The organism is Streptomyces sp. ME19-01-6 (genome assembly GCF_033793745.1).
GTDB lineage: Bacteria > Actinomycetota > Actinomycetes > Streptomycetales > Streptomycetaceae > Streptomyces.
Genome location: NZ_JARAXF010000004.1, coordinates 111,685 through 134,371 on the forward strand (window position 1 = coordinate 111,685; position 22,687 = coordinate 134,371).

Consider the following 22,687-nt stretch of genomic DNA (forward strand, 5'->3'; position numbering starts at 1 on the left):
CCGCGAAAATCGCCGCACACACGTCGCGCACACGTCACACATACGGCGGCGGCGGCCCTCCGCGCATTCGCGAAGGGCCGCCGCCGCAACCGGGGCCGGGCTTACACCCGGGTCAGATCCGCGTCGGGATCACGCTCATCCCGACCGGCACGCTCCTCACGCCCCGCGGTGCCCGGGTCGAGCTGCTTGCGCAGCCCCTCGCCCTCCACGTCCACGTTCGGCAGCGCCTTGTCCAGCCAGCGCGGCAGCCACCACGCGGACTTGCCGAGCAGCGCGAGCACCGCCGGCACGATGGCCATACGGACGATGAACGCGTCGAAGAACACCGCGATGGCGAGGCCGAAGCCGATCATCTTCACCATCGACTCGGACGAGCCGATGAACCCGGCGAAGACGCTGATCATGATGACCGCGGCCGCGGTGACCACCCGGGCCCCGTGCCGGAAGCCCGTGACCACGGCCTGGCCCGGCCGCTCGCCGTGGACATACGCCTCGCGCATCCGGGTCACGAGGAAGACCTCGTAGTCCATCGCCAGGCCGAAGACGACACCGATCATGAAGATCGGCATCATGCTCATGATCGGGCCGGGCTCCTCGACGTTGAACAGGCTCCCGCCCCAGCCCCACTGGAAGACCGCGACGACCGCGCCCAGCGCCGCCACGACGGACAGCAGGAAGCCGAGGGCCGCCTTGAGCGGCACCAGCAGCGACCGGAAGACCACCATCAGCAGCAGGAAGGCCAGCCCGACGACCAGCCCCAGGTAGGGCAGCAGCGCGTCGTTCAGCTTCTGCGAGACGTCGATGTTCATCGCCGTCTGCCCGGTCACCAGCATCTCGGCGCCGGTCCCGGACTTGATGGACGCAGCCTCGTCCCGGATGTGGTTCACGACGTGCTCGGTGTCGACGCTGCTCGGCTTGTACTTGGAGATCACCGTCAGCGTCGCGGTGTCACCGGCCTTGTTGAACTGGGGCTTGCTGACCGAGGCGACGCCGTCCACGTCGTGGATGGTCCGGCGGACCTGCTCCGCCGCGCCCTTGGCGTCGTCGCTGCCCTTGGCGTCGACGACCACCATCAGCGGTCCGTTGAAGCCCGGGCCGAAGCCCTTGGACATCAGGTCGTACGCCTGGCGCTTGGTGGTGCTGGTCGGCTGCGAGCCGTCGTCGGGCAGGCCGAGCTCCAGGCTGGCGGCGGGGAGCGCGGCGGCGCCGAGGCCGAGCACAGCCACCAGCAGCACCATCACCGGGCGGCGCAGCACGAAACGGGCCCAGCGGGTGCCCGCGTTGGGCTTCTCCTCGCCCGCGTCCTGGCCCTCGCCCCCTTCTTGGCTGCCCTTCTTGGCGGCCTTGCGGACCTTGCGGGGCAGCACCTTGTTGCCCGCGAACCCCAGCAGGGCCGGGATGAGGCTGATCGCGATGAGGACGGCGATGACCACCGTGCCCGCCGCGGCGAAGCCCATCTTGGACAGCATCGGGATGTTGACGACCGCGAGGCCGGCGAGGGCGATGACGACGGTGAGCCCGGCGAAGACCACCGCGGATCCCGCGGTGCCCACCGCGCGCCCGGCGGCCTCCTCGCGCTCCTTCCCCTCGGCCAGTTCGGCCCGGTAGCGCGAGACGATGAACAGTGCGTAGTCGATGCCCACCGCGAGGCCGATCATCATCGCCAGCGTCGAGGTCGTACTGGAGAGCCCGAGGGTGGTGGCGAGCGCGGTGATCCCGGAGATCCCGATGCCGACCCCGATGATCGCGGTGAGCAGCGGCAGTCCGGCGGCGACCAGCGAGCCGAAGGTGATGAGGAGGACAACCGACGAGATCGCGATACCGATGACCTCGGTGGCGCCGGTCTCCGGCATCTCCTGCAGCGCGTCACCGCCGATCTCCACCGTCAGCCCCGAGGCGCGGGCGTCCTGGCCCGCCTCCTTCAGCGCGTCCCGCGTCTTGTCCTCCAGCTCCATGGCGCTGACCTTGTAAGAGGTCAGGACGTATGCCGTGGTGCCGTTCTTGCTGACCCCGCCCGTCTTGTACGGGTCGGCGACCCTGGCGACCTCGTCCGAACTCGACCGGAGCTCGCGGATGGTCTTCTCAACGGCGCGCTTGTTGGCCGCGTCGGTCATCTTCTCGCCGGCCGGTGCCCGGAAGACCACACGGGCGGTGGCGCCCTGCGCGTTGCCGCCGGGGAAGCGCTGCTCCAGTACGTCGAAGGCCTTCTGTGCCTCCGTGCCCGGGATGGAGAAGCTGTCGTTGGAGGGTGGTGAGGCGGTGGCGGCCCCGACACCGGCGACCGCGAGGAGCGCCACCCATATCAGGGCGACGAACCGGCGTCGCCGGAAGGCGAATCGGCCGAGTTTGTAGAGGAACGTGGCCACGAGGAGAGGTGCTCCCGTCGAGTAGGCGTTACTGGCAGGGGTGGGGAACCAGACGGCGACGAGAGCGGCGCGCCGACTGGAGCTCTATGAGGTTGTGGGGGCGCGGAGGGGGGTGCCAACGCGAGTGGGGAGAGGGAGAGGGGCGCCTCAGGGGGAGGCTGGAGACCGGACGCCGAGGGCGGGGAGGACCACGGCGTCGATGTAGTCGAAGAGGTAGTCGATGTCCGGCTCCTCGGCCTCGATCAGAGTCCGGGTGGTGAAGGCGCCGACCATCATGTGCAGGGTGTACTTGAGGGCGGGGCGGTCCGGGGCGACCTCTCCCCGGTCGACCGCGCGCCTGAGCACCGCGTCGAAGGCGCGGAGTTCATGCCTGATCAGGAGCTCACGCAGCGCCTCGAGCAGATCGGGGTTGTGGTGGACGGCCAGCGCCAGGCCCCGCATCAGAGCCGTGTCCCGCTCCCGGGCCTCGTCGCCGCACCGCACCATCTCGCGCAGATCGCCGCGCAGCGAGCCGGTGTCGATGTCCTCGAGCGAGACGGGTTTGGTGTGGCGCAGTGCGGTGGCGACCAGCTGCGGCTTGCTCTTCCACTGCCGGTAGAGCGTGGCCTTGCTGGAGTGGGTACGGGCCGCGATGGCGTCCATGGTGAGCGCGTCGTAGCCGACCTCGGCGAGGAGGGCCATGACGGCTTCGTACAGCTCGCTCTCCCGCTCGGGGGACAGCCTGCTGCGGCGTCGGTCCAGTGCCTGCATCATGTCCTCCTTTCCGAACAACGGGAGCGTCCCCGCTTCGAAGGTCCGAACGAAACGGTTTCGTACACCTACAGCGTAAGCGCAGTTCTGTTCGGCGCCACACGAAACGGACCCGTTTCGTTCGTGGCATGCGTCACAAGACCGAGTTGCCCTGAAGGGGCCGGCCCGGAAGGATGGTGGGGTGGGCGATGCTTTGTCGAACGCGTCGGGCCGAGGCGACGGCGCATATCTCCGGTTTCCGCACCTGCACGACGACTTGCTCTGCTTCGCCGCCGAGGACGACCTGTGGGTGACACCCCTGGCCGCTCCCGGCGAGCCCCCCGGGCGGGCCTGGCGGCTGACGGTCGACCGCACCCGCGTGGGGCACCCCCGCTTCTCCCCCGACGGCTCGCACATCGCGTTCACGACCTGGCGCAGCCTCGACCCGGAGATCCATCTCGTCCCGGCCGACGGCGGCGCGGCGCGGCGCCTGACGTACTGGGGCAGCACGGACGCCCGCGTCTGCGGCTGGACGCCCCCCGACCAGGACGGCACCTCCCACATCCTGGCCGTCTCCTCCCACGACCAGCCGCTCTCGCACTTCTCCTGGGCCTACAGCCTGCCCACCGACGGCAGCCCCGGCGGACGGCTGCCCTGGGGCCCGGTCTCGGACATCGCGGTCGCCGACGTCGACGGCGAGCGCCGCACCCTGCTGCTGACCGGCACACCCCCGCACGAGCCCGCCTCCTGGAAGCGCTACCGGGGCGGCGCGACGGGTCGGCTGTGGCTGCACGGCACACGCCTGGTGCCGGAGTTGAACGGGCACCTGGACTCGGCGATGTTCGTCGCGGGCCGGATCGCGTTCCTCTCCGACCACGAGGGCATCGGCAACCTCTACTCCTGTCTGCCCGACGGCTCCGACCTGCGGCGCCACACCGACCACGCCGACTTCTACGCCCGCCACGCCTCGACCGACGGCTCGCGCGTCGTCTACCAGTGCGCCGGCGACCTGTGGCTGGTCGAGGACCTGGGCCCGCGCGCCGAGCCGCGCCGGCTGGACGTGCGGCTCGGCGGGGCGCGCACCGGGCGCCGCCCGTACCAGATCCCGGCCGCCTCCCACGTCAACTCGCTGTCCGTGGACACCACGGGCCGGGCGAGCGCGGTGTGTGTACGGGGCAGCCTGTACTGGCTGACCCACCGCGACGGCCCCGCCCGCACCCTCGCCGACACCCCCGGCGTACGGGTCCGGCTGCCGGAGATGCTGGGCGACAGCGGGCGCGTGGCGTATGTGACGGACGCCGAGGGCGAGGACGCCATCGAGATCGCGTATCTGCCGCGCGCGAGCGGCCCGGAGGAGCGGCGGCGGCTGGCGGTGGGCCGGCTCGGGCGGGTGCGCGAGATGGTCGCGTCGCCGGACGGCAAGCGGCTGGCGGTGGCGGCGCACGACGGGCGGCTGCTGTTGGTGGACACGACGGTGGGCAGCGCTCCAGAAGCTGAGCCTTCGCCGGACACGCCTCCTTCACAGGACGCGGCATCGGATACGGCGTCGGATGCGGCACCGGACACCTCGCCGGACCCCTCGACCTCGCCCGGCATACCGGACGTCGACGAGGTCAGCGAGTTGATCCGGTCGACGAACGGCCCGGTGCGCGAACTCGCGTTCTCCCCCGACTCCGCCTGGCTGGCCTGGTCGCACCCCGGCATCGGCCGCTCACTGCGCCAGATAAAGATCGCGCGGCTCGCGGACCGGACGGTCGTGGACGTGACCAGCGGCCGGTTCGAGGACGAGGAGCCGGTCTTCACGCGCGACGGCCGGTATCTGGCGTTCCTGTCCTGGCGCGGCTTCGACCCCGTCTACGACGTGCACACCGGCGACCTGTCCTTCCCGCTCGGCTGCCGCCCCTACCTCGTACCGCTGTCCTCCGCGACCCCGTCCCCCTTCGCGCTCTCCCCCGAGGGCCGCCCGGCGGCGGGCGGCCTCGATCTGGACAGCGCGTACACGGGCAGCGGCGACGGTGACGGCGAGGCCGAGGGCACGGTCACGATCGAGGTGGAGGGCCTGTCGAGCCGGGTCACGGCCTTCCCGGTGGCCGCCTCGAAGTACTCGGCTCTGTGCCCGGTCAGCGGCGGCGGTCTGGTGTGGCTGCGCTGGCCGATCTCCGGCGCGCTCGGCGAGACCTTCGCCAACCCGGCCGAGACCTCCTCCCGCCCCACCCTCGAACACTTCGACCTGGTCAAGGCCAAGCGCACCGAACTCACCGACGACCTGGACTGGTTCGCGGTCAGCGGCGACGGCACCCGGCTGGTGGTCAACGACGAGGGCGATCTGCGGGCGGTGCCCGCCACGGAGTCCGCCGACAGCGACGCCACCGTCCACATCGACATGCGGCGCATCCAGCACACCGTCGACCCGGCCGCCGAGTGGCGGCAGGCATACGACGAGGCGGGCCGGATCACCCGCGCCTATTACTGGGAGCCGGAGATGTGCGGCGTCGACTGGGACGGGGCGCTCGACCAGTACCGCCCGCTGGTCGAACGGGTAGCCTCCCCCGACGAGTTCGCCGACCTGCTGCGCGAGGTGCAGGGCGAGCTCGGCACCTCGCACGCGTACGTCATCCCGGCCCGCCGCAACGAGGGTCCGGCCCACTACCAGCGCCCCATCGGCCTGCTCGGCGCCAACTTCACGCGCACGAAGGACGGGCGCTGGACCGTCTCCCGCATCCTGCCCGGCGAGTCCTCCGACTCCCGGGCGCGTTCGCCGCTCGCCGGCACCGGCATCCGCGAGGGCGCCACGCTCACGCATGTCGACGGCCGCCCGGTGGACCCGGTGACCGGCCCCTTCCCGCTGCTCGCCGCCGCCGGCGGCACCACGGTCGAACTCACCTTCCAGCCCGCCGAAAAGTCCCCCGAAGTGTCCCCCGACGAGGCCCCCGAAGTGTCCCCCGACGGGTCCGCTGACGAGGCCACCGACAGGGCGGCCCCGGCGCGCCGCGTCGCGGTCCAGCCGCTCATCGACGACCGGCCGCTGCGCTACCAGGACTGGGTGGCCAAGCGGCGCGCGGTGGTGCGCGAGTTGAGCGACGGGCGGTGCGGCTATCTGCACATCCCCGACATGGGCGGCTCGGGCTGGGCCCAGTTCAACCGCGATGTGCGCAGCGAGGTGTCGCTGCCCGCGCTGATCGTGGACGTACGGGGCAACGCGGGCGGCAACATCAGCGAGCTCGTCGTCGAAAAGCTCACCCGCACCATCATGGGCTGGGACCTGACCCGCCACGCCGAGCCCGTCTCGTACACCAGCAACGCGCCGCGCGGCCCGATCGTCGCGGTCGCGGACGAGGCGACCTCCTCCGACGGCGACATGATCACGGCAGCCTTCAAGATCCAGGGCATCGGCCCGGTGGTGGGGTTGCGCACCTGGGGCGGCGTGGTCGGCATGACCGGCCACCACCGGCTCGCGGACGGCACATCGATCACGGTGCCGATGAACGCCGCGTGGTTCGACGCGTACGGGTGGGGGGTCGAGAACTACGGCGTGGAGCCGGACATCGAGGCGCTGCGCTCGCCGCTGGACTGGGCGGAGGGTCGCCACCCGCAGCTGGGCGTCGCGGTGCGTACGGCGCTCGACCTGCTGGAACGCCACCCGGCGGCGACGCCGCCCGACTACTCGGACGTACCGGACCTGCGGCGCCCCAAGCTGCCGCCGAGGAGCGGCTGAGCAAATGGGGCGCACCCGTGAAGGGATGCGCCCCACCGAGGTCCGTCAAGGCCCGCCAGGGTCACATCTCCTCGGTCTCCTCGGAGGGGGCCTGGTCCTCGACGCCTTCCTCCCGGTCCCGAGGAGCGGGCCCACGGCTCTCGCGCGGCGGCTGCTCACGCCGCTGCTGCGGCTGCTGCTGCGCCTGCCGCCCGGGCTGGGCGTCCTGGCTCCGGTCGTCCTGGTCCTGCGCCTTGCGCCTCGCCTGCCGGGCCTTCTCGTTGAACTGGTCCTTGCTGGCCATCGTGTCACTCCTCATGGGGTGGCGGAGGATGCCACGCGGCGGAGCCGCATGTCGACGCTGCGACCAGCGTGACACGCAGGGACATCCCGCGCATTTCGGCCTAGGGGCGGATCACTCCCCCCGCGCCGGGGCCGACCTCCGCACTCGCACCCCCCACATCCCGTACGGCCGGCCGCAACACCCGGTACTCCGTGACGTCCACCCTCCGCGTCACCCTGCGGAACTCCGTCGTCGTCCCCGGCCACACCGTCGTATTGCGCCCGTCCCGCAAGTACCAGCTGTCACAACCGCCCACGTTCCACACCGTACGGCTCAGCCGCTCCTGCACGCGGTCCGTCCACGCCCGCACCGCCGACGGCCGGGCGTCCAGGGCCACCTTCCCGCCCAGCACACGCAACTGCCGCATGAAGTCCACGAGGTATGCCAGCTGCGCCTCGATGATGAGGATCATCGAGCTGGTCCCCAGCCCCGTGTTCGGCCCGATGATCGTCAGGAAGTTCGGGAAGCCCGCCGCGCTCGTGCCGCGCAGCGCCTCCATGCCGTCCCGCCACTCCTCCGCGAGCGTCGTCCCGTACGCCCCGGTCACCCGCCGCGCGATCGGCATGTCGGTCACATGGAAGCCGGTCCCGAAGATGATCGCGTCCGCCTCCGCCTCCGTACCGTCGGCGGCGACGAGCGTGGAGCCGCGCACCTCCTTCAACCCCGACGCGACGACCTCGACATGCGGCTGGGCGAGCGCCGGGTAGTAGTCGCCGGACAGCAGGACGCGCTTGCAGCCGATGCGGTAATCGGGCGTCAGCCTGGCCCGCAGGGTCGGGTCCTCGATGGCCCGCCGCATATGGCGGACAGCCAGCCGCTCCACCACCCGCAGCGTATCGGGCCGCTTGGTGAAGGAGCCGGTCTGCAGCTCCCGCACCCCCCACAGCACCGCCCGCCGCAGCGCGCGGGTCGCCGGGATCCTGGTGTGCAGCCAGTGCTCGGCGGCGGAGATGGGCCGGTCCATGCGCGGCAGCACCCAGGGCGGGGTGCGCTGGAAGAGGGTGAGCCGGTCCACCTCCCGGTGGATGGCGGGCACGATCTGAATGGCCGAGGCACCGGTCCCGATCACCGCGACGCGCTTGCCGCGCAGGTCATAGCCGTGGTCCCAGCGCGAGGAGTGGAAGACCTGGCCGGGGAAGCCGGCCAGGCCCGGGATGTCCGGGATCTTCGGGTCGGAGAGCGGCCCGGTGGCGCTGACCACGACATCGGCGGTCAGCGGACCCGACGCGGTGTCGATCTCCCAGTGCAGCGCGCTCGAGTCCCAGCGCAAGGCCCGCACCTCGGTGTCAAGGCGCAGGTGCGGCCGCAGTCCGAACGTGTCGGTGACCCGCTCCAGATACGCGCGGATGTGCGGCTGCCCGGAGAAGTTGCGCGGCCACTCGGGGTTGGGCGCGAAGGAGAAGGAGTACAGATGGGACGGCACATCACAGGCACAGCCCGGATAGGTGTTGTCCCGCCAGGTGCCCCCGACCGCCCCGGCCCGCTCCAGGACCACGAAGTCGCTGATCCCCGCCCGGCGCAGCCGCACGGCCGCCCCCAGCCCGCCGAACCCGGCTCCGATCACCGCCACCCGTACGTGCTCTCGCGTCACCTCAGCGCCAGCCATGCGGCCGCCTCCCGCAACACCCGGAACCGTGCCGGCAATTACTGGCACGGTTTGAGCGTAGGACAGGGTGCTACCGGGGGGACACCGCCATCCTGGAGGCCGCCCGCGACGTACGCCGCCGCGTGGACGCGATCGCCTGGGGACCACGACCGGAGGTGACGGTGGCGCCTGGCAGGATCACCACATGCTCAGCCTTCCCCTTCTCAGCGCCTTGGCGCATGAACGGCTCCCCTCCGAGCTCGCGGACCGGTTCTGCTCCCTGCTGGAACCGCGAGGCCAGATGCTCTCGGCCGCCCGTCCCGGAGACGATCGGGTCGGCGCACTCGGCGGCGAACCCCTGCTCCCCGAGTCCCTCGACTGGCCGACCTGGGAAGGACACGGCCCGCTGTCCTTCATCGCCTCGCTCGACTGCGGTCCGCTCTCGGCCGCCGCCACCGGGTTGGCCCTGCCGACCACCGGCACCCTGCTGTTCTTCTACTTCGACGGACAGGCCGACGACCACGAGGCGTGGGTCAGTCCCTCGAACCCCGAGTCGCTTCCGGGGTCCCGCGTCCTGTACGTCCCCGCCGGCACACCCGTCCAGCCGCGCCCGACGCCGACCCCGCTGAAGCCCTACCGCCAGGTGCCGCTGCGCACCGACCCGGCCGTCGACCTGCCGCAGCTCACCAACCCCGAACTCCACGAACCGCTGGGCCTCGACCACGAGACGGTGTCCACCGACCCGGTGTACGTCGAGTTCCAGGACGCCGTGTGGAATCTGCGCCGGGTCCTCCACCAGGTGGGCGGCGAACCCGCCAACATCCAAGGCGAGGTCGCGTACGAGGTCGCCGACTTCCCGGATGACTGGGACCTGGACGAGTTCGATCCCGACAACCCCCACTACGACGACATCCTCGCCGAGGAGGCACGCTGGCGGCTCCTTCTCCAGATCGCCTCCGACGAGGACGCCGACATGCTGTGGGGCGACGCGGGCGCCCTCTACTGGCTGATCACCCGCGAGGACCTCGCCGCCCACCGCTTCGACCAGGCCCGCTTCACCTGGCAGTGTCACTGACACCGCCGGTCGAGCCGTGACGGCATTCGTCACCAGGTGCGCCCCTGTGACGGTTTCCCGCACCTGAGCCCTGCTGGCTGGCGCCGCTCCGCCGGCACGTCGATCGTGAAGCCGTCGGAACGGACGTACAGGCAAGGAGAGCGCAGATGGCTGCCGAGAGGACGATCCTCGTCACGGGGGCGACCGGGAATGTGGGGCGGCAGGTGGTGTCCCAGCTCATGGCCGGGCACACCGGCGAGGTGCGGGCGCTGACCCGCGACCCCGCCTCGGCCGCCCTTCCCGGCGGAGTCGACGTACGCCAGGGCGACCTGGCCGATCCGGCCGCGCTGGAAGCGGCGCTGAAGGGCGCGGACGCCGTGTTCCTGATGTGGCCCTTCCACGGCGCTGATCCGGCCCCCGCCGTCGTGGACGCCATCAAGTGGCATGCCGGCCGAGTCGTGTTCCTGTCGTCCGGCGCCGTCCAGGAGGGCGTGGCGCCCGAGCGGCAAGCGCATCCCGTGGGCCGGTCCCACGCGTGCGTTGAACACCTCATCGAGGGGGCGGGACTCCTGTGGACCCATCTGCGCCCGAGCACCTTCGCCGCGAACACCCTGTGGTGGGCCGACCAGATCCGCGCCGGGGACGTCGTACGCGGCGCGTACGGGGCCGTGCCCATGGCCCTCCTCCACGAGGCGGACATCGCCGCCGTGGCGGTGCGGGCCCTCACCGAGGACGGTCACGGTCACGCCGCGTACACCCTCACCGGCCCCGAAGTCCTCACCCAGGAAGAGCAGGTAGGCACCATCGGCGAGGTGCTGGGCCGCCCCCTCCGGTGGCGGGAGCTGTCCCGGGAAGAGGAACGTCAGCGGCTCCTGGCCGATGACTCCTTCCCCGACTCCTTCGTAAACCCGCTCCTCGACGGCTACGCCGATATGCTCGACGCCCCTCCCCCGGCCACCACCGGGGCCGTCGAGGCGGTCACGGGCGTACCGGCCCGCACCTACCGTGCCTGGGTGTCCGACCACGCCGCCGACTTCACCTGACGAGCAGTCGCGGCGGCAGGTAGGGGGAGACGACCCGGATGTTCCAGCCCCGGCGGCGGGCATGGCAGGCCAGGGCCAGGACGTCGAGGTCGATGGCGGCGTCGGTGTCGTCGACGCGGTCGGCGACCTGGTAGTGGTCGCGGTGGGCTTCGAGGGCGTCGATGAGGGCGAGGTTGAAGCTCTCCTCGTCGCCCTCGACGAGCTGGGAGAGGAGAACGGCGGGCGGCGGGAAGAAGCCCCAGTTCCTGGCCTTCACGCTGTCTTCCAGGGCACGGTCCGTGGCGGGTTCGGGGTCCACGCCCCGGAAATAGTCATGGAGCGCCCGGAGGTACGAGGCGTAGGCGGAGCCGTCCCCCTCGAGGCGGGCGGAGCCGCTGAGGACGAGCGCGGCGATGTCCTCGCGCCGGCCGCCGATCAGGGCGAAGTTCATGGCGGTGTGCCAGGCGCCGGGCCCGGCCTGATCACCGTGGTAGGCGGGGAAGCTGAGCGTACTGCCGTCGATCGTCACCTCGACGTCCGTGCCGGGCTCGGCGAGCGTGATGCGGAACAGCGCCGCGCCCAACTCGGCGGCGAGGCGCAGGTTTTCCAGTTGCTGGTCCGTGACGTCGGCGGAGAGCGCGGCGCGGGCCTTGAACAGGAGCTCCTGGTAGCGCACGGCATCCGCCAGATTCCAGGCGGAGAGCGGCTTTCCGCCCTCCGGGGTGAGGGCTTCCCTGGTGTACTGCTCGAACAGGGCGTCGCTCTCCGGGTTCATCTCCTGCGGGGCTTCGGGCCGCTCGACCACCACCGGCCCGGCGGCCAGCGCGGCGACCGCGTCCGGGCGCCGGACGCGGCCGTACGCCTGGACCCGTGGCCCCGCCGTCTCGAACCCGGTCACCAGCGCCCGCGGGAGATAGCCGGTGTCGATGGGCGGCTGCCAGCCCTCGCGGCGGTAGGCGAGCGCGGCCAGGGCCAGCGGAAGGAGCGGCAGCAGCGTGCGGGGCCTGGCGCCGGGGCCGGGGAGGGCGCTGTACGGGAGCAGCAGCTTGGCCAGCGCGGTGCGGAAGGAGTCCTGATCGCCGGCGGTCAGGGCACGCAGGGCGCGGAGCCCGATGGACTGCGGCTGGTCGAGGAGGCCGCCTTCGCCGGGCGCGGCGTCGAGGGTCCGTATCCGGGCGAGCGCGGCGTCGATCGCGGCGAGCTTCTGTTCCCTGGACGGCGGGTAGTCCGCGTCGTCGTCTCCCGTGTCCCCGATGACATACGCCATGAAGCCGTTGATGAGCTCGACGGCGGGCCGCCCGGCCCCGTCCTTCTCGAACGGTTTGCGGGCGAAGTGGAATGCCTCGCCGTGCCAGGAGGCCTTGTCGGCAAGGACGGCCAGGCAGAAGGCGTCGAGCCAGTGGTTCGCGGAGACGGACTCCGGGTCCCCGTCGGACCCGCGGTCGTAGCTCATCCCGAAGTTCACATAGTCCAGGAAGACCTGGAAGTGGTTGGTCGGGTAGTACGCGGCATACGCCACGGCACCGGCGGCGGCCTCGGTGGCGTTGTCGAGGACGGCCTTGGCCTCCGGGGTGTCGAGGTCGGGGGTCCCGACGGACAGAGCGCCCAGGTAGTCGAGGAATTCCTCCGCGATCAGCTCCCACTCGTAGGTGGAGATCCGGCCGGCCCTCGACATGGAGTGGACCATCGAACCGATCCGATTGGCGAAGTCCTCACGAGCCGCCGAAACCGCGGTCTCGCCCACCTGGTGTCGCTCTATCCGCACTGCGCCGCTCCCCGTTCACGTGTTCTGGCGTCAGCCTACGCGGAGCCACCACTGCACAACGGCGACGGTGACCGGTCCGACGGTGGCGGCCAACCCCACCACGGCGCGTCGGGCGGCCTCCCGCCACAGCGGGACGGGACCGGGGGCGGACGGGCGGGCGGAGGTTCGGCGGGTACGACGGCGGTGGTCGGCCATGGCACAACTCCCCTTTCTCACAGCACGGATCGAGCTGTCACACGCGCCGGGCCCGGCGTGACGACAACCGACTCTCCCGCCGCACCGCGCGCCTCGTCCCCCATCGCGGGCACTGGGCGGCCCGCCTCCTCTACGCTGCTGGTCACCACACCTGTCCGCCGGTCGCCCGCCGCGCCCGCCGCGGGCATCCGGTGGCACGGCGGCAGGGGGAGGGCCGGTGGGACCACAGGTTCGCGAGCTTTACGCGCGGCTGCGGGGATTGCGGGAGCGCGCCGAGCAGGCTCGCGCCCGCAATGGCCTGTCCCGCAGTCAGGCGGTGGTCCAGGCCCGTGTCCGCGCCTCGGCCATGCCTGGCGCGTCGGATTTCCGTGGGAAGCGCGTCAGCGACTGGGCGCCTGAACATCCGGACCGTTTCAAGGTGCCCCAGGACGGCAGTGACGACCAGGTGCTCGCTCTGGTCGTCCTGTGGGCGTCGTGGGCCGGTGAGGCGCCTGACGAGCGGTGGTGGCGCGAACAGCTGGAACGGGCCCGTACCGAACATGCCGCGGCGCGCCGTAGTCCCCCCGGCCCCCCGCAGCAGCCGGGCGACGACCCGCCGCAGACGGTGACGACCGCCGGTCCAGCGGTGCTGGAGGTCCACCGGGCCGCCCTCCCCCACACCGAGAAAGGCCTCGCCCCGGCGCTGCCCGAGCTGACCCCCTACCTGCCCAGGGCTCATGACATCGCGATCAGGTCCGCCCTTGCCCCCGCCCTGGACGGGGGGCCTTCGGTCCTGGTGATGCTCACCGGCGACTCGTCCACGGGCAAGACCCGCGCCCTGTACGAGGCGCTGTGCGACCTCGCGCCCCATCGCCCTCTGCTGCGCCCCCGCACCGCGGTGGAGTTGCTGCGCATGTTGGACACCGGCCGCGTCACGGCCGGGGTGGTGCTGTGGCTGAACGAAACGCAACGGCACCTCTACGGCCACGACGGCGAACAGGCCGCAGCCGACCTGCTGCAGCTGCTGCACACCCGGCCCGGCGTGGTCGCGGTCGGCACCCTGTGGCCCGACCCCTACTGGGACAATCTGGCCGCCACGGGAGCGCCGGGAGACCCGCACAGCCACGCCCGCGCCCTGCTCACCGCCACGGTCACCCACCGCATTCACGTCACCTCCACATTGACGGAAGACGAGCGGGCGCGGTGGCGCGAGTTGGCCGATCGGCAGGACGACCGCCGCCTGGCCGCCGCGCTGAAGGCCGGAGCGGCTGACGGCCGCGTCGTGCAGCACCTCAGTGGGGGTCCGGAGCTGCTGGCCGCCTATCAGCGCGGCCCCGGCGACCCGTACACCCCTGTGGAACACGCCCTGATCACCGCCTCCCTGGACGCGCGCCGTCTGGGCCACCACGCTCCGATCCCCGCCGCCCTGCTCGCCGACGCCGCCGACGGTGCGCTCACCGACCGCACCCGCCCCGGAGACCCCGACTGGGCCGAACACGCCCTGACAGCCCTCAGCACCGGAGCACGCCGCGACGGCACCCGCACCGACATCCGCCGGGCCCTCACCCCGCTGACCGCCCTGCGCTCCCGCTGGGACGCCCCAGCCCGCTACGAACCGGCCGACTACCTCGACCAGCACACCCGTCTGCTGAGAGTCGACCAGCTCGGCACCCCTTCGCTGTGGCAGGGCCTGCTGGACCACACCACCGACCCCGCCGACCTGCGCCGGCTCGCCGACGCCGCCTGGGAGCGCACCCTCTACCGGCAGGCGGTCCTGCTGGGGCGCAAAGCCGTCGCGGCGGGCGCCCCCGGCGCCTCGGCCGCCCTGCTCCACCGCCTCGCCACGCTTGACGACCCCTCCGTTCCCCGCGCCGCCCGGTGGATCGCCGCCCACACCGACCTCAGCAGCCCGAAGACGATCGACTCCCTGCTCGGGGGATTCCGGCACGCAGGCGCCGAAGAGGGAGTCGCCGTACTGCTCGGCCGCCGTCCACAAGACCACCTGGATCTCGCCGACCCGCTCGACGTCACCTTCCTGCTCACGAAGTTGCGAGAGACGGGTGCCGAGGAGGCCGTACGGACCGTGGTCCACCGCATCGTCACCGAAGCCCCGATCACCGATCCGGTCGGAGCCGTCTTCCTGCTGGAGAGCTTGCGGGAAGCGGGCGAGGACAAGGCCGCGGAAGCAGTGGCACGCCAGGTGGCCGACCATGCCGATCTCACCAACCCTCACGCCGCCGCCGACATGCTCCGCTCCCTGGCGAGACTGGGCACCAGGGAGGCCGCGGCCACTCTGGCGCGCCGGATCGTCGACCGGGTCGATGTCGCCGCATGGGCCACCGCCGCGGCCGTGGCCCCTCCGGCCCCCCGCAGGATCCTCGATCAGGTTGATCTCACCGGCTGGAACACCGCCGCCCTCCTCGGGAAGGCAATGGCAGTCGATGCGGGCCAGGCCGTGGATACGGCGGCAAGTCGCGTGGCTGCTGAGGCCGATCTGACCAGACCGCGTACCGCCGCCCTCCTGCTGGAGGCATTGCGGAACGCGGGCGCGGACGAGGCCACCGACGCGATGGCGCACCAGGCGGCCGGCCGGGTTAGCCTCACCGACCCGCAGGGCTTGGCCCTGCTGCTCGAGCAGTTACGGAAAGCCGGTGCGGCCGAGGCGATGTCCGCGCTGCTGGGCCGCGACCCGCACCTCTCCGTCAATCTCACCGACCCGCTCGGCGCCGCCCGTTTACTTGAGGAATTGCGGAAGGCGGGCGCCACGGAGGCTGCGGGCACCGTGGCACGTCGTGCCGCCGATGAGGCCGAACTCACCAAGTCGCGCGGCGTCGTCCGCCTCCTGGCAGAGCTATGGGCGATCAGGGCGGACGAAGAAGTCCAGAAACTGCTCGACCGTCACCCGGAGATCCACGCGGACCTCACCGATCCCCGGGGCGTCGCCCTGCTGCTGCGGGAGCTGTGCACCGTCGAAGTGTGGGAGTCGGTTCACGCACTGCTGGACCGTCATCCGGAGGCGCAAGCGGACCTCAGCGACCTGGACAACGTCGTCCGTCTGCTGGAGGAGTTGGTGAGGATCGGCGCGGACCAGGCCGCGGGCACCCTCGCACACCGCATCATCACCGAGGCCGATCCCACCCAGAGGAACATGGTCGCCACCATGCTGAAGTGGTTGGGGCCGGAGGCCGCGAACACCCTCGCACACCGCGTCGTCGACCACACGGATCTCACCGACACGAACGCCGTCATCCGCCTGCTGGACGATTTGATGAGGGCCCATGCGCATCAGGCCGCGGGCACCCTGGCGCAGCGCGTCATGACCACGACCATCGACCCACACGTGATCATCCGCCTGCTGGGGAGGCTACGGGCGGACGCCGCCGATGCCCTGACACACCGCGCCGCCCGCGAGGCCGCCCTCACCGACCCGGCCGCGGTCGCCTCCCTGCTGGAGACATTGCGCACGACTGGCGCGACGCAGGCCCTCGGCACGCTGCTCGACCGCCGTCCGGAGATCCACGCCGCTCCCGCCCCGTCGTACAGCGTGGAATACCTGTTGAAGGCGCTGCGGGCGGCAGGGGCGCCCCAGGCCGCCAACACCTTGGCCTGCCGCGCCACGAGAGCCGGTACGGAGGTGCCCGTGCCCGTGCCGCGCTACGGACGGGAAACCGACTGGCAGCCCGCGGCCCGGTGGACCTGGGACGACCAGCCGCCGCTGCCGGACGAGGGGTGAGGGGCGCCGCGTCCCGCTAGGCCGGGACGACCGTTCGCGCGCGCTCGGTGGCGGTCGAGCACGGACCGGAGGCGCTGGCGACCGCGGACACCGTGGTCGTCCCGCCCACCAGCCGGCTCGGCCCCTTCGGGCAGAGCGATCCGCTGCCCCCGCGGACCGCGGCCGCGCTGGCGCGGGTCCGCACCGGGACCCGCATGGTGTCCATCTGCACGGGCTCGTACGTCCTCGCCGCCGCCGGTCTGCTGGACGGCCGGCGCGCGACCACACACTGGCAGGTGGCCCAGGACTTCCAGCGCGCCTTCCCGCGCGTCAAGGTCGACGAAGACGTGCTCTTCGTGGACGACGGAGACGTCCTGACCGCCGCCGGGGTCGCCGCGAGCGTCGACCTCTGTCTGCACCTCATACGCCGCGACCACGGTGCCGCCGTCGCCAACCAGGTGGCCCGCCGCTGTGTCGTACCGCCGTGGCGGGATGGCGGGCAGGCGCAGTTCATCGAACGGCCGGTTCCCGAGCCCACGGCCGCGACCACGGCCGCGACGCGCGCCTGGGCGCTGGAGAGGCTCCAGGAGCCGTTGACACTCGGCGAACTCGCGGACCACGCCCGGATGAGCCTGCGCACGTTCACCCGGCGCTTCCGCGACGAGGTCGGCGAGACTCCGGGTCGCTGGCTCACGGCCCAGCGGATCGAACTGGCCCGTCAGCTCCTGGAGACCAGCGACCTCCCAGTCGACCTGGTGGCCCATCGCGCCGGATTCGGCACCGCCAACTCACTTCGCCAGCACATGCGTTCCGTGCTGGGCGTCTCACCGGTCGCCTACCGGCGCACGTTCCAGGCGAGCAACAGCTGCCCATGAGTCGCACCTGGGCTCCGCTCCGCCACGATACCCAACTCCTCGGCGCGCGCCAGCCGCTTAAAGCTCTTAAAGAGCCGGAGCACATCGCGCACCCGCCGCAGGACGCGCCCTCACGGCGGTGCATGGGACCGGTCCCGCCACGCTTCTGACAGCCTGGCCCGCGGGCCGGAGCCCGGCCGGGTCGCCATGGTGCCACACCTGGAAGAACGCTCTCCGACACGGCCCCGGCTCGACACGCAGCATCGCCGGGCACCCCTTCGCGGTGTTCGGACACAGCCGTTCAGCACCAGCTCGACCACCTCGGTCGATCCGGTGCTTCCAACCGAAGTGAGGCTCCATGAGACGAACGTATCGCGCACTCTTAGTGGGGGTGCTCGCCCTCGGGGTTTCGGGCGGGTACCACTCGGTCGCGTCGGCGGCGGGTTCTCCGGTGACCGTCACGGCAGTCTCGGCCGGCGCGGATGACGGGAACGTCCCCGCCAACACCCTCGACAACGACCTGAGCACCCGCTGGTCCGCCGAGGGCGACGGAGCATGGATCCGGTACGACCTCGGCTCGGCCCAGACCATCGGCTCGGTATCCATCGCCTGGCACAAGGGCGACACCAGGAAAGACACCTTCGACGTCCAGCTGTCCAACGACGGATCGTCATGGACAACGGCACTGGCCCGAAAGACCAGCAACGGCACCACACTCCAGCCGCAGAACTACGACTTCGCCGACACCTCCGCGCGATACCTGCGCATCGTCGGCCACGGCAACACCTCCAACGACTGGACCAGCATCACCGAGACCACCGTCAACGGGCCCGACGGCGGAGATGGCGGTGGCAGCTGTGACTACCCGGCCGAGGTGCTGAACCTGACGGATTGGTATGTCGGGCTTCCGGTTGGCGAGGAAGAGAAGCCGACCAACGTCGAGCAACCAGAACTTGCCACGTACGCGAACGATCCGTGGTTCACCGCAACCCCGGACTGCGACGCGGTTCAGTTCCGTGCCGCGGTCGACGGGGTCACCACCAGCGGCTCCAGCTACCCCCGCTCGGAACTGCGCGAGATGACGGACTCGGGCCGGACGAAGGCCAGTTGGTCGTCGACGTCGGGCAAGCACACGATGGTGATCGACCAAGCCATCACGGCGCTGCCCGAGGACAAGCCCCATGTCGTCGCCGGGCAGATCCACGATGCCGACGACGACGTCTCGGTCTTCCGCCTGGAAGGCAGCAAGCTCTACATCACCAACGGTGACACCACCCACCACAAGCTCGTGACGGACCACTACGTCCTCGGCACAGAATTCCAGGCCAAGTTCGTGGTCAGCGACGGGAAAATCAAGGCCTACTACAACGGCGTGCTGCAGACAACGCTCTCGAAGAGTTTCTCCGGCGGCTACTTCAAGGCAGGCGCGTACACCCAGGCCAACTGCGGCAACTCCTCGCCGTGCGGCGACGACAACTTCGGCGAGGTGAAGATCTACGGGCTGAGCGTCACACACGGCGACGAGGAATCATCCGACCAGACGCAGGCCGCCGAACGGTACGGCTGGGGCACACCGCTGCCGATATCCGACGAGTTCGACTACACCGGCCCGGTCGACCCCGCGAAGTGGGCGGTGCCGTCGGGCGATGTCGGCGGCACGGCCGGATGCTGGGAGGGGCACGCCGGAAACGGCCGCCGGTGCGCGAAGAACAGCACCGTCGGGGACGGCATGCTCACCCTGCGCGGCGAGGCGAACGGCGACACGGGGTGGATCAGGCAGAAGCGTGACGCCCAGTACGGCCGGTGGGAAATCCGGTCACGCTCACGGAACATCGGATCGGACGGCGGGCTCTACCACGCGCTCCACCTGATGTGGCCCACCGCGGGCAACCGGCTGGAAAACGGGGAGTACGACTGGGTCGAATACTCGAACCCCGACGCGCAGTGCCTCACGGCGTTCCTGCACTATCCGAAGAGCCCGTCGGACAAGAAGGAACGCCGCGACCTCTGTCCGATGGACATGACGCAGTGGCACAACTTCGCGTTCGAGTGGACGCCGAACGCGTTGGTCGGCTACGTCGACGGTGTCGAATGGTTCCGGCTGTCGGGCGGTGCGAACTCCGACCGCGGGAACATCCAGGCCATGCCCTCGGGACATCTCAACATCCAGCTCGACAACTTCACCGGCGACAGCGGCCTGCGCCCGGCCGTGTTCGAGGTCGACTGGGTCCGGGTGTACGACATTGAGGCGAGGTGAGGTCCTGATGAGACGAACGTATCGTGCGCCCTTGGCGGGGGTGCTCGCCGTGGGGGTCTTGGGGGTGTACCCCCCGGTCGCGTCGGCGGCGGGTTCTCCGGTGACCGTCACGGGAGTCTCGGCCGGCGCGGATGACGGGAACGTTCCCGCCAACACCCTCGACAACGACCTGAGCACCCGCTGGTCCGCCGAGGGCGACGGAGCATGGATCCGGTACGACCTCGGCTCGGCCCAGACCATCGGCTCGGTGTCCATCGCCTGGCACAAGGGCGACACCAGGAAAGACACCTTCGACGTCCAGCTGTCCAACGACGGATCGTCATGGACGACGGCACTGGCCCGAAAGACCAGCAACGGCACCACACTCCAGCCGCAGAACTACGACTTCGCCGACACCTCCGCGCGATACCTGCGCATCGTCGGCCACGGCAACACGACCAACGACTGGACCAGCATCACCGAGACCACCGTCAACGGGCCCGACGGCGGTGACGGCGACGATGGCGACCAGGGCTCCGGCCGCACCGTCCGCGTCGCGGATTCGGACCAGTTGCGGAGCGCGTTCGGGGACGCGCGGGCCGGGGACCGCATCGTGCTCGCGGACGGCCAGTACACGATCGGCAAGATGACCGGCAGGAACGGCACCGCCGGCCAGCCGATCACCGTCGTCGCGGAGCACCGCGGTCAGGCGGTGATCGACGACGGGCAGCTGGAGGTGAAGGACTCCTCATACGTGACCTTCGAAGGTCTGAAATGGAGGAACAGCGACACGCTGAAACTCACCGGCTCCAACCATGTCCGACTGACCCGCAACCACTTCCGGCTGACCGAGGAGTCCTCGCTGAAGTGGGTGATCATCCAGGGTGCGAACAGCCACCACAACCGGATCGATCACAACCTGTTCGAGGAAAAGCACCAACTCGGAAACTTCATCACCGTCGACGGCTCCGAGACCCAGCAGTCGCAGCACGATCTCATCGACCACAACCACTTCCGCAATATCGGCCCGCGTGCGGAGAACGAGATGGAGGCAATCCGGGTCGGCTGGAGCGGGATATCCCAGTCGAACGGATTCACCGTCGTCGAGTCGAATCTCTTCGAGAACTGCGACGGTGATCCGGAAATCGTTTCCGTGAAGAGCAACGACAACATCGTCCGCTACAACACGTTCCGCACCTCGCAGGGCGTGTTGTCACAGCGGCACGGAAACCGCGGCGCGTTCTACGGAAACTTCTTCCTCGGCGAGGGGAAGGCGGGAACCGGAGGAATCCGGATCTACGGCCAGGACCACACGATCTACAACAACTACTTCGGGGGCCTGACCGGCACCGGCTTCGACGCCGCACTGCAGATCGACGGCGGCGATGTGGACACCTCAGGGGCGCTGAGTGCGCACTGGCGTGTCTACCGGGCGACCGTCGTGAACAACACCTTCGTGAACAACGTGTCGAATATCGAGGTCGGCGCCAACTACAAGCTCCCGCCGGTCGACTCGACCATCGCCAACAATGTGGTCACGGGAAGCCAGGGCAAGCTGTTCAACGAGGTCAAGAAACCAGTGAACATGAGCTACGCCGGCAATATCGCATGGCCGACCGGCTCCGCGGCCGTCGGCGTGACCGTACCCTCCGGCGCCATCAAGGTGATCGATCCGCTGCTGGCCCCCGACGGGCCGGTCCACCGGATCGGTGCGGGAAGCCCGGCGATCGACACCGGCACCGACAGCTCCGCGTTCGTGACCGACGACATGGACGGCCAGCCTCGCGCCGGCGTCGTCGACGTCGGCGCGGACGAGCGGTCGTCGTCCGCTGTCACGCGAGCCCCGCTCGGCGCGACCGACGTCGGCCCGAGCGCTCCGTAGGACGCGCGTACGACCGGTGGTGGCTCAGCCATCACCGGTCGTACGGCAGGCCGCGCACCCGGCCACGGCGGGTCCCGTGCCGACACGTCGTACGCCTCCCGGAATCCCTAGGAGACAGGCGCGCCCGGCGCCGCCATGGGCACCGGAAACGCGAACCGGGGTTCCGCGCCGTTCATCCACGCCCCGATCGCGAAGGCCGCTGTCGCCTCCACGTACACCGCGCGGGCGAGCCCGCCACAGGGGATGGGCGTGCAGCCCATGGAGGTGATCAGCGCAGCGGTCCGGTCGAGGGCGCCCGGGTCGTCTCCGCAGTACGGGACGGCCAGCGGGGCGCCTTCGAACGCCGGGCGCGGCAGCGTCCAGATGCTGTCGTGGCAGAGGTTGAACGCCTTGACCACCTGGGCGTTCGGCGCGGCGTCCGCCATCCGCCGGGCTATGGAAGTCGTGCCGCCGGTGGACAGCGTCAGGCCGTCGTCGGTCGGCACGAGGGGGTTCGTGCAGTCGATCACCGTACGGCCGCCGAGTGCGTCGGCGAGACCCTTGACCAGTTCGGGCGCCACGTCCGCCGGGACCGCGGCCAGGACGACGTCGCCGTACGCCGCCGCGTCGGCGAGCGCGCCGTGGCCGGTGGCGCCGACGCGCACCGCCGTGGCCTCGGCCGCCGCGTGGTCGCGCCCGCCGACGAGGACGTCGTGTCCGGCGCGGACCCACGCGCCGCCCAGTGTGGTGGCCATCCCGCCCGTGCCCAGAATGCCGATGCGCATGAGTGCTCCCGTCTCCCGAGGTGAAGTGGACAGGGCAGCGACGTTAGAGAGGCCGATGCACACCGCGCGGTGTGCATCGGATCGGGCAGGATGGGGACATGGAGCAGCCGGAACGTCCGCGAGACGCCTCGCCCGAAGTCACGGCGTACACCGCGGACTGCCGTGCGCGCATCGCGTTCGAGGTGCTCGCGAACCGCTGGGACAGCGTCGTGGTCTACACGCTCGGCGCCTGCGGCCCGATGCGGCCCCGGGCGCTGGTCGCCAGGATCGGCGGGATCAGCCCCAAGGTCCTCAACGACGCGCTGCGGCGCCTGGAGTACAACGGCCTGGTCGAGCGCCGTACGTACGCGGAGGCGCCGCCGCGCGTCGACTACGCGCTGACCGACGCCGGAACCGCCCTGCTCGTCCCCATGCGGGCGATGGGCGCGTGGGCGAAGCGTCACGCGGACGACGTACTGGCCGCGCAGGACCGGTTCGAGGCGCAGCAACGCGCATAACTCAGGTGCC

At 70.9% G+C, this 22,687-nt stretch carries 13 protein-coding genes and 2 pseudogenes; 8 read left to right on the forward strand and 7 right to left on the reverse strand.

The features are described 5' to 3' along the window. Positions 1–101 precede the first annotated feature (101 nt). Both PV419_RS10490 and PV419_RS10495 read right to left on the reverse strand, forming a co-directional pair. Complete coding sequence (locus PV419_RS10490; protein ID WP_319687691.1) at positions 102–2,366, reverse strand: MMPL family transporter; 2,265 nt, start codon at positions 2,364–2,366, stop codon at positions 102–104. Between the two features lie 147 nt (positions 2,367–2,513). Then, on the reverse strand, positions 2,514–3,119 hold the full coding sequence (locus tag PV419_RS10495; RefSeq protein WP_319687692.1) for a TetR/AcrR family transcriptional regulator: 606 nt from the start codon (positions 3,117–3,119) through the stop codon (positions 2,514–2,516). Between the two features lie 178 nt (positions 3,120–3,297). On the opposite strand from PV419_RS10495, the gene PV419_RS10500 reads away from it, so the two are divergent. Continuing rightward, entirely contained in the window at positions 3,298–6,810 is a 3,513-nt protein-coding gene (locus tag PV419_RS10500; protein ID WP_319687693.1) for a S41 family peptidase, read from the forward strand. Positions 6,811–6,871: 61 nt separating this feature from the next. Here the strand turns inward: PV419_RS10500 and PV419_RS10505 are convergent, their stop codons facing one another. Together PV419_RS10505 and PV419_RS10510 are read right to left on the reverse strand one after the other, a co-directional pair. Then, on the reverse strand, positions 6,872–7,093 hold the full coding sequence (locus PV419_RS10505) for a hypothetical protein (RefSeq protein ID WP_319687694.1): 222 nt from the start codon (positions 7,091–7,093) through the stop codon (positions 6,872–6,874). A 100-nt stretch (positions 7,094–7,193) separates the two neighbouring features. After that, positions 7,194–8,738, reverse strand: a complete 1,545-nt coding sequence (locus PV419_RS10510) for an NAD(P)/FAD-dependent oxidoreductase (protein ID WP_319687695.1) — start codon at positions 8,736–8,738, stop codon at positions 7,194–7,196. 184 nt (positions 8,739–8,922) lie between these two features. On the opposite strand from PV419_RS10510, the gene PV419_RS10515 reads away from it, so the two are divergent. After that, a complete protein-coding gene (locus PV419_RS10515) occupies positions 8,923–9,792 on the forward strand; it encodes a YwqG family protein (protein WP_319687696.1) in 870 nt (289 codons plus the stop codon). A gap of 146 nt (positions 9,793–9,938) precedes the next feature. After that, a complete protein-coding gene (locus tag PV419_RS10520) occupies positions 9,939–10,814 on the forward strand; it encodes an NAD(P)H-binding protein (RefSeq protein WP_319687697.1) in 876 nt (291 codons plus the stop codon). Here the strand turns inward: PV419_RS10520 and PV419_RS10525 are convergent. Beyond that, positions 10,807–12,480 carry an immunity 49 family protein gene (locus PV419_RS10525; RefSeq protein ID WP_319688163.1) on the reverse strand — a complete coding sequence of 558 codons (1,674 nt, stop codon included), beginning with the start codon at positions 12,478–12,480 and terminating at the stop codon, positions 10,807–10,809. The two genes, PV419_RS10520 and PV419_RS10525, sit on opposite strands and share 8 nt — an antisense overlap. A 108-nt stretch (positions 12,481–12,588) precedes the next feature. Beyond that, complete coding sequence (locus PV419_RS10530; RefSeq protein WP_319687698.1) at positions 12,589–12,753, reverse strand: hypothetical protein; 165 nt, start codon at positions 12,751–12,753, stop codon at positions 12,589–12,591. Positions 12,754–12,970: 217 nt separating this feature from the next. Between PV419_RS10530 and PV419_RS10535 the strand changes: the two genes are divergently transcribed. The 4 genes and pseudogenes from PV419_RS10535 to PV419_RS10550 all read left to right on the forward strand — a co-directional run bounded on the left by PV419_RS10535 (position 12,971) and on the right by PV419_RS10550 (position 21,416). Further along, complete coding sequence (locus PV419_RS10535; protein ID WP_319687699.1) at positions 12,971–16,465, forward strand: hypothetical protein; 3,495 nt, start codon at positions 12,971–12,973, stop codon at positions 16,463–16,465. 44 nt (positions 16,466–16,509) lie between these two features. Continuing rightward, positions 16,510–17,319 (forward strand): annotated as a pseudogene (locus PV419_RS10540) (GlxA family transcriptional regulator); the annotation flags it as partial. 430 nt (positions 17,320–17,749) lie between these two features. Next, complete coding sequence (locus PV419_RS10545; protein WP_319687700.1) at positions 17,750–19,555, forward strand: polysaccharide lyase family 7 protein; 1,806 nt, start codon at positions 17,750–17,752, stop codon at positions 19,553–19,555. Positions 19,556–19,655: 100 nt separating this feature from the next. Next, positions 19,656–21,416: a chondroitinase-B domain-containing protein gene (locus PV419_RS10550; protein ID WP_319687701.1), complete on the forward strand. Its 1,761-nt coding sequence runs from the start codon at positions 19,656–19,658 to the stop codon at positions 21,414–21,416. Positions 21,417–21,916: 500 nt separating this feature from the next. Here PV419_RS10550 and PV419_RS53235 read toward each other — a convergent pair. Next, positions 21,917–22,180 (reverse strand): annotated as a pseudogene (locus PV419_RS53235) (NAD(P)-binding domain-containing protein); the annotation flags it as partial. Between the two features lie 98 nt (positions 22,181–22,278). Here PV419_RS53235 and PV419_RS10560 point away from each other — a divergent pair. Continuing rightward, complete coding sequence (locus PV419_RS10560; protein ID WP_319687703.1) at positions 22,279–22,677, forward strand: helix-turn-helix domain-containing protein; 399 nt, start codon at positions 22,279–22,281, stop codon at positions 22,675–22,677. The last annotated feature ends 10 nt before the right edge of the window (positions 22,678–22,687 follow it).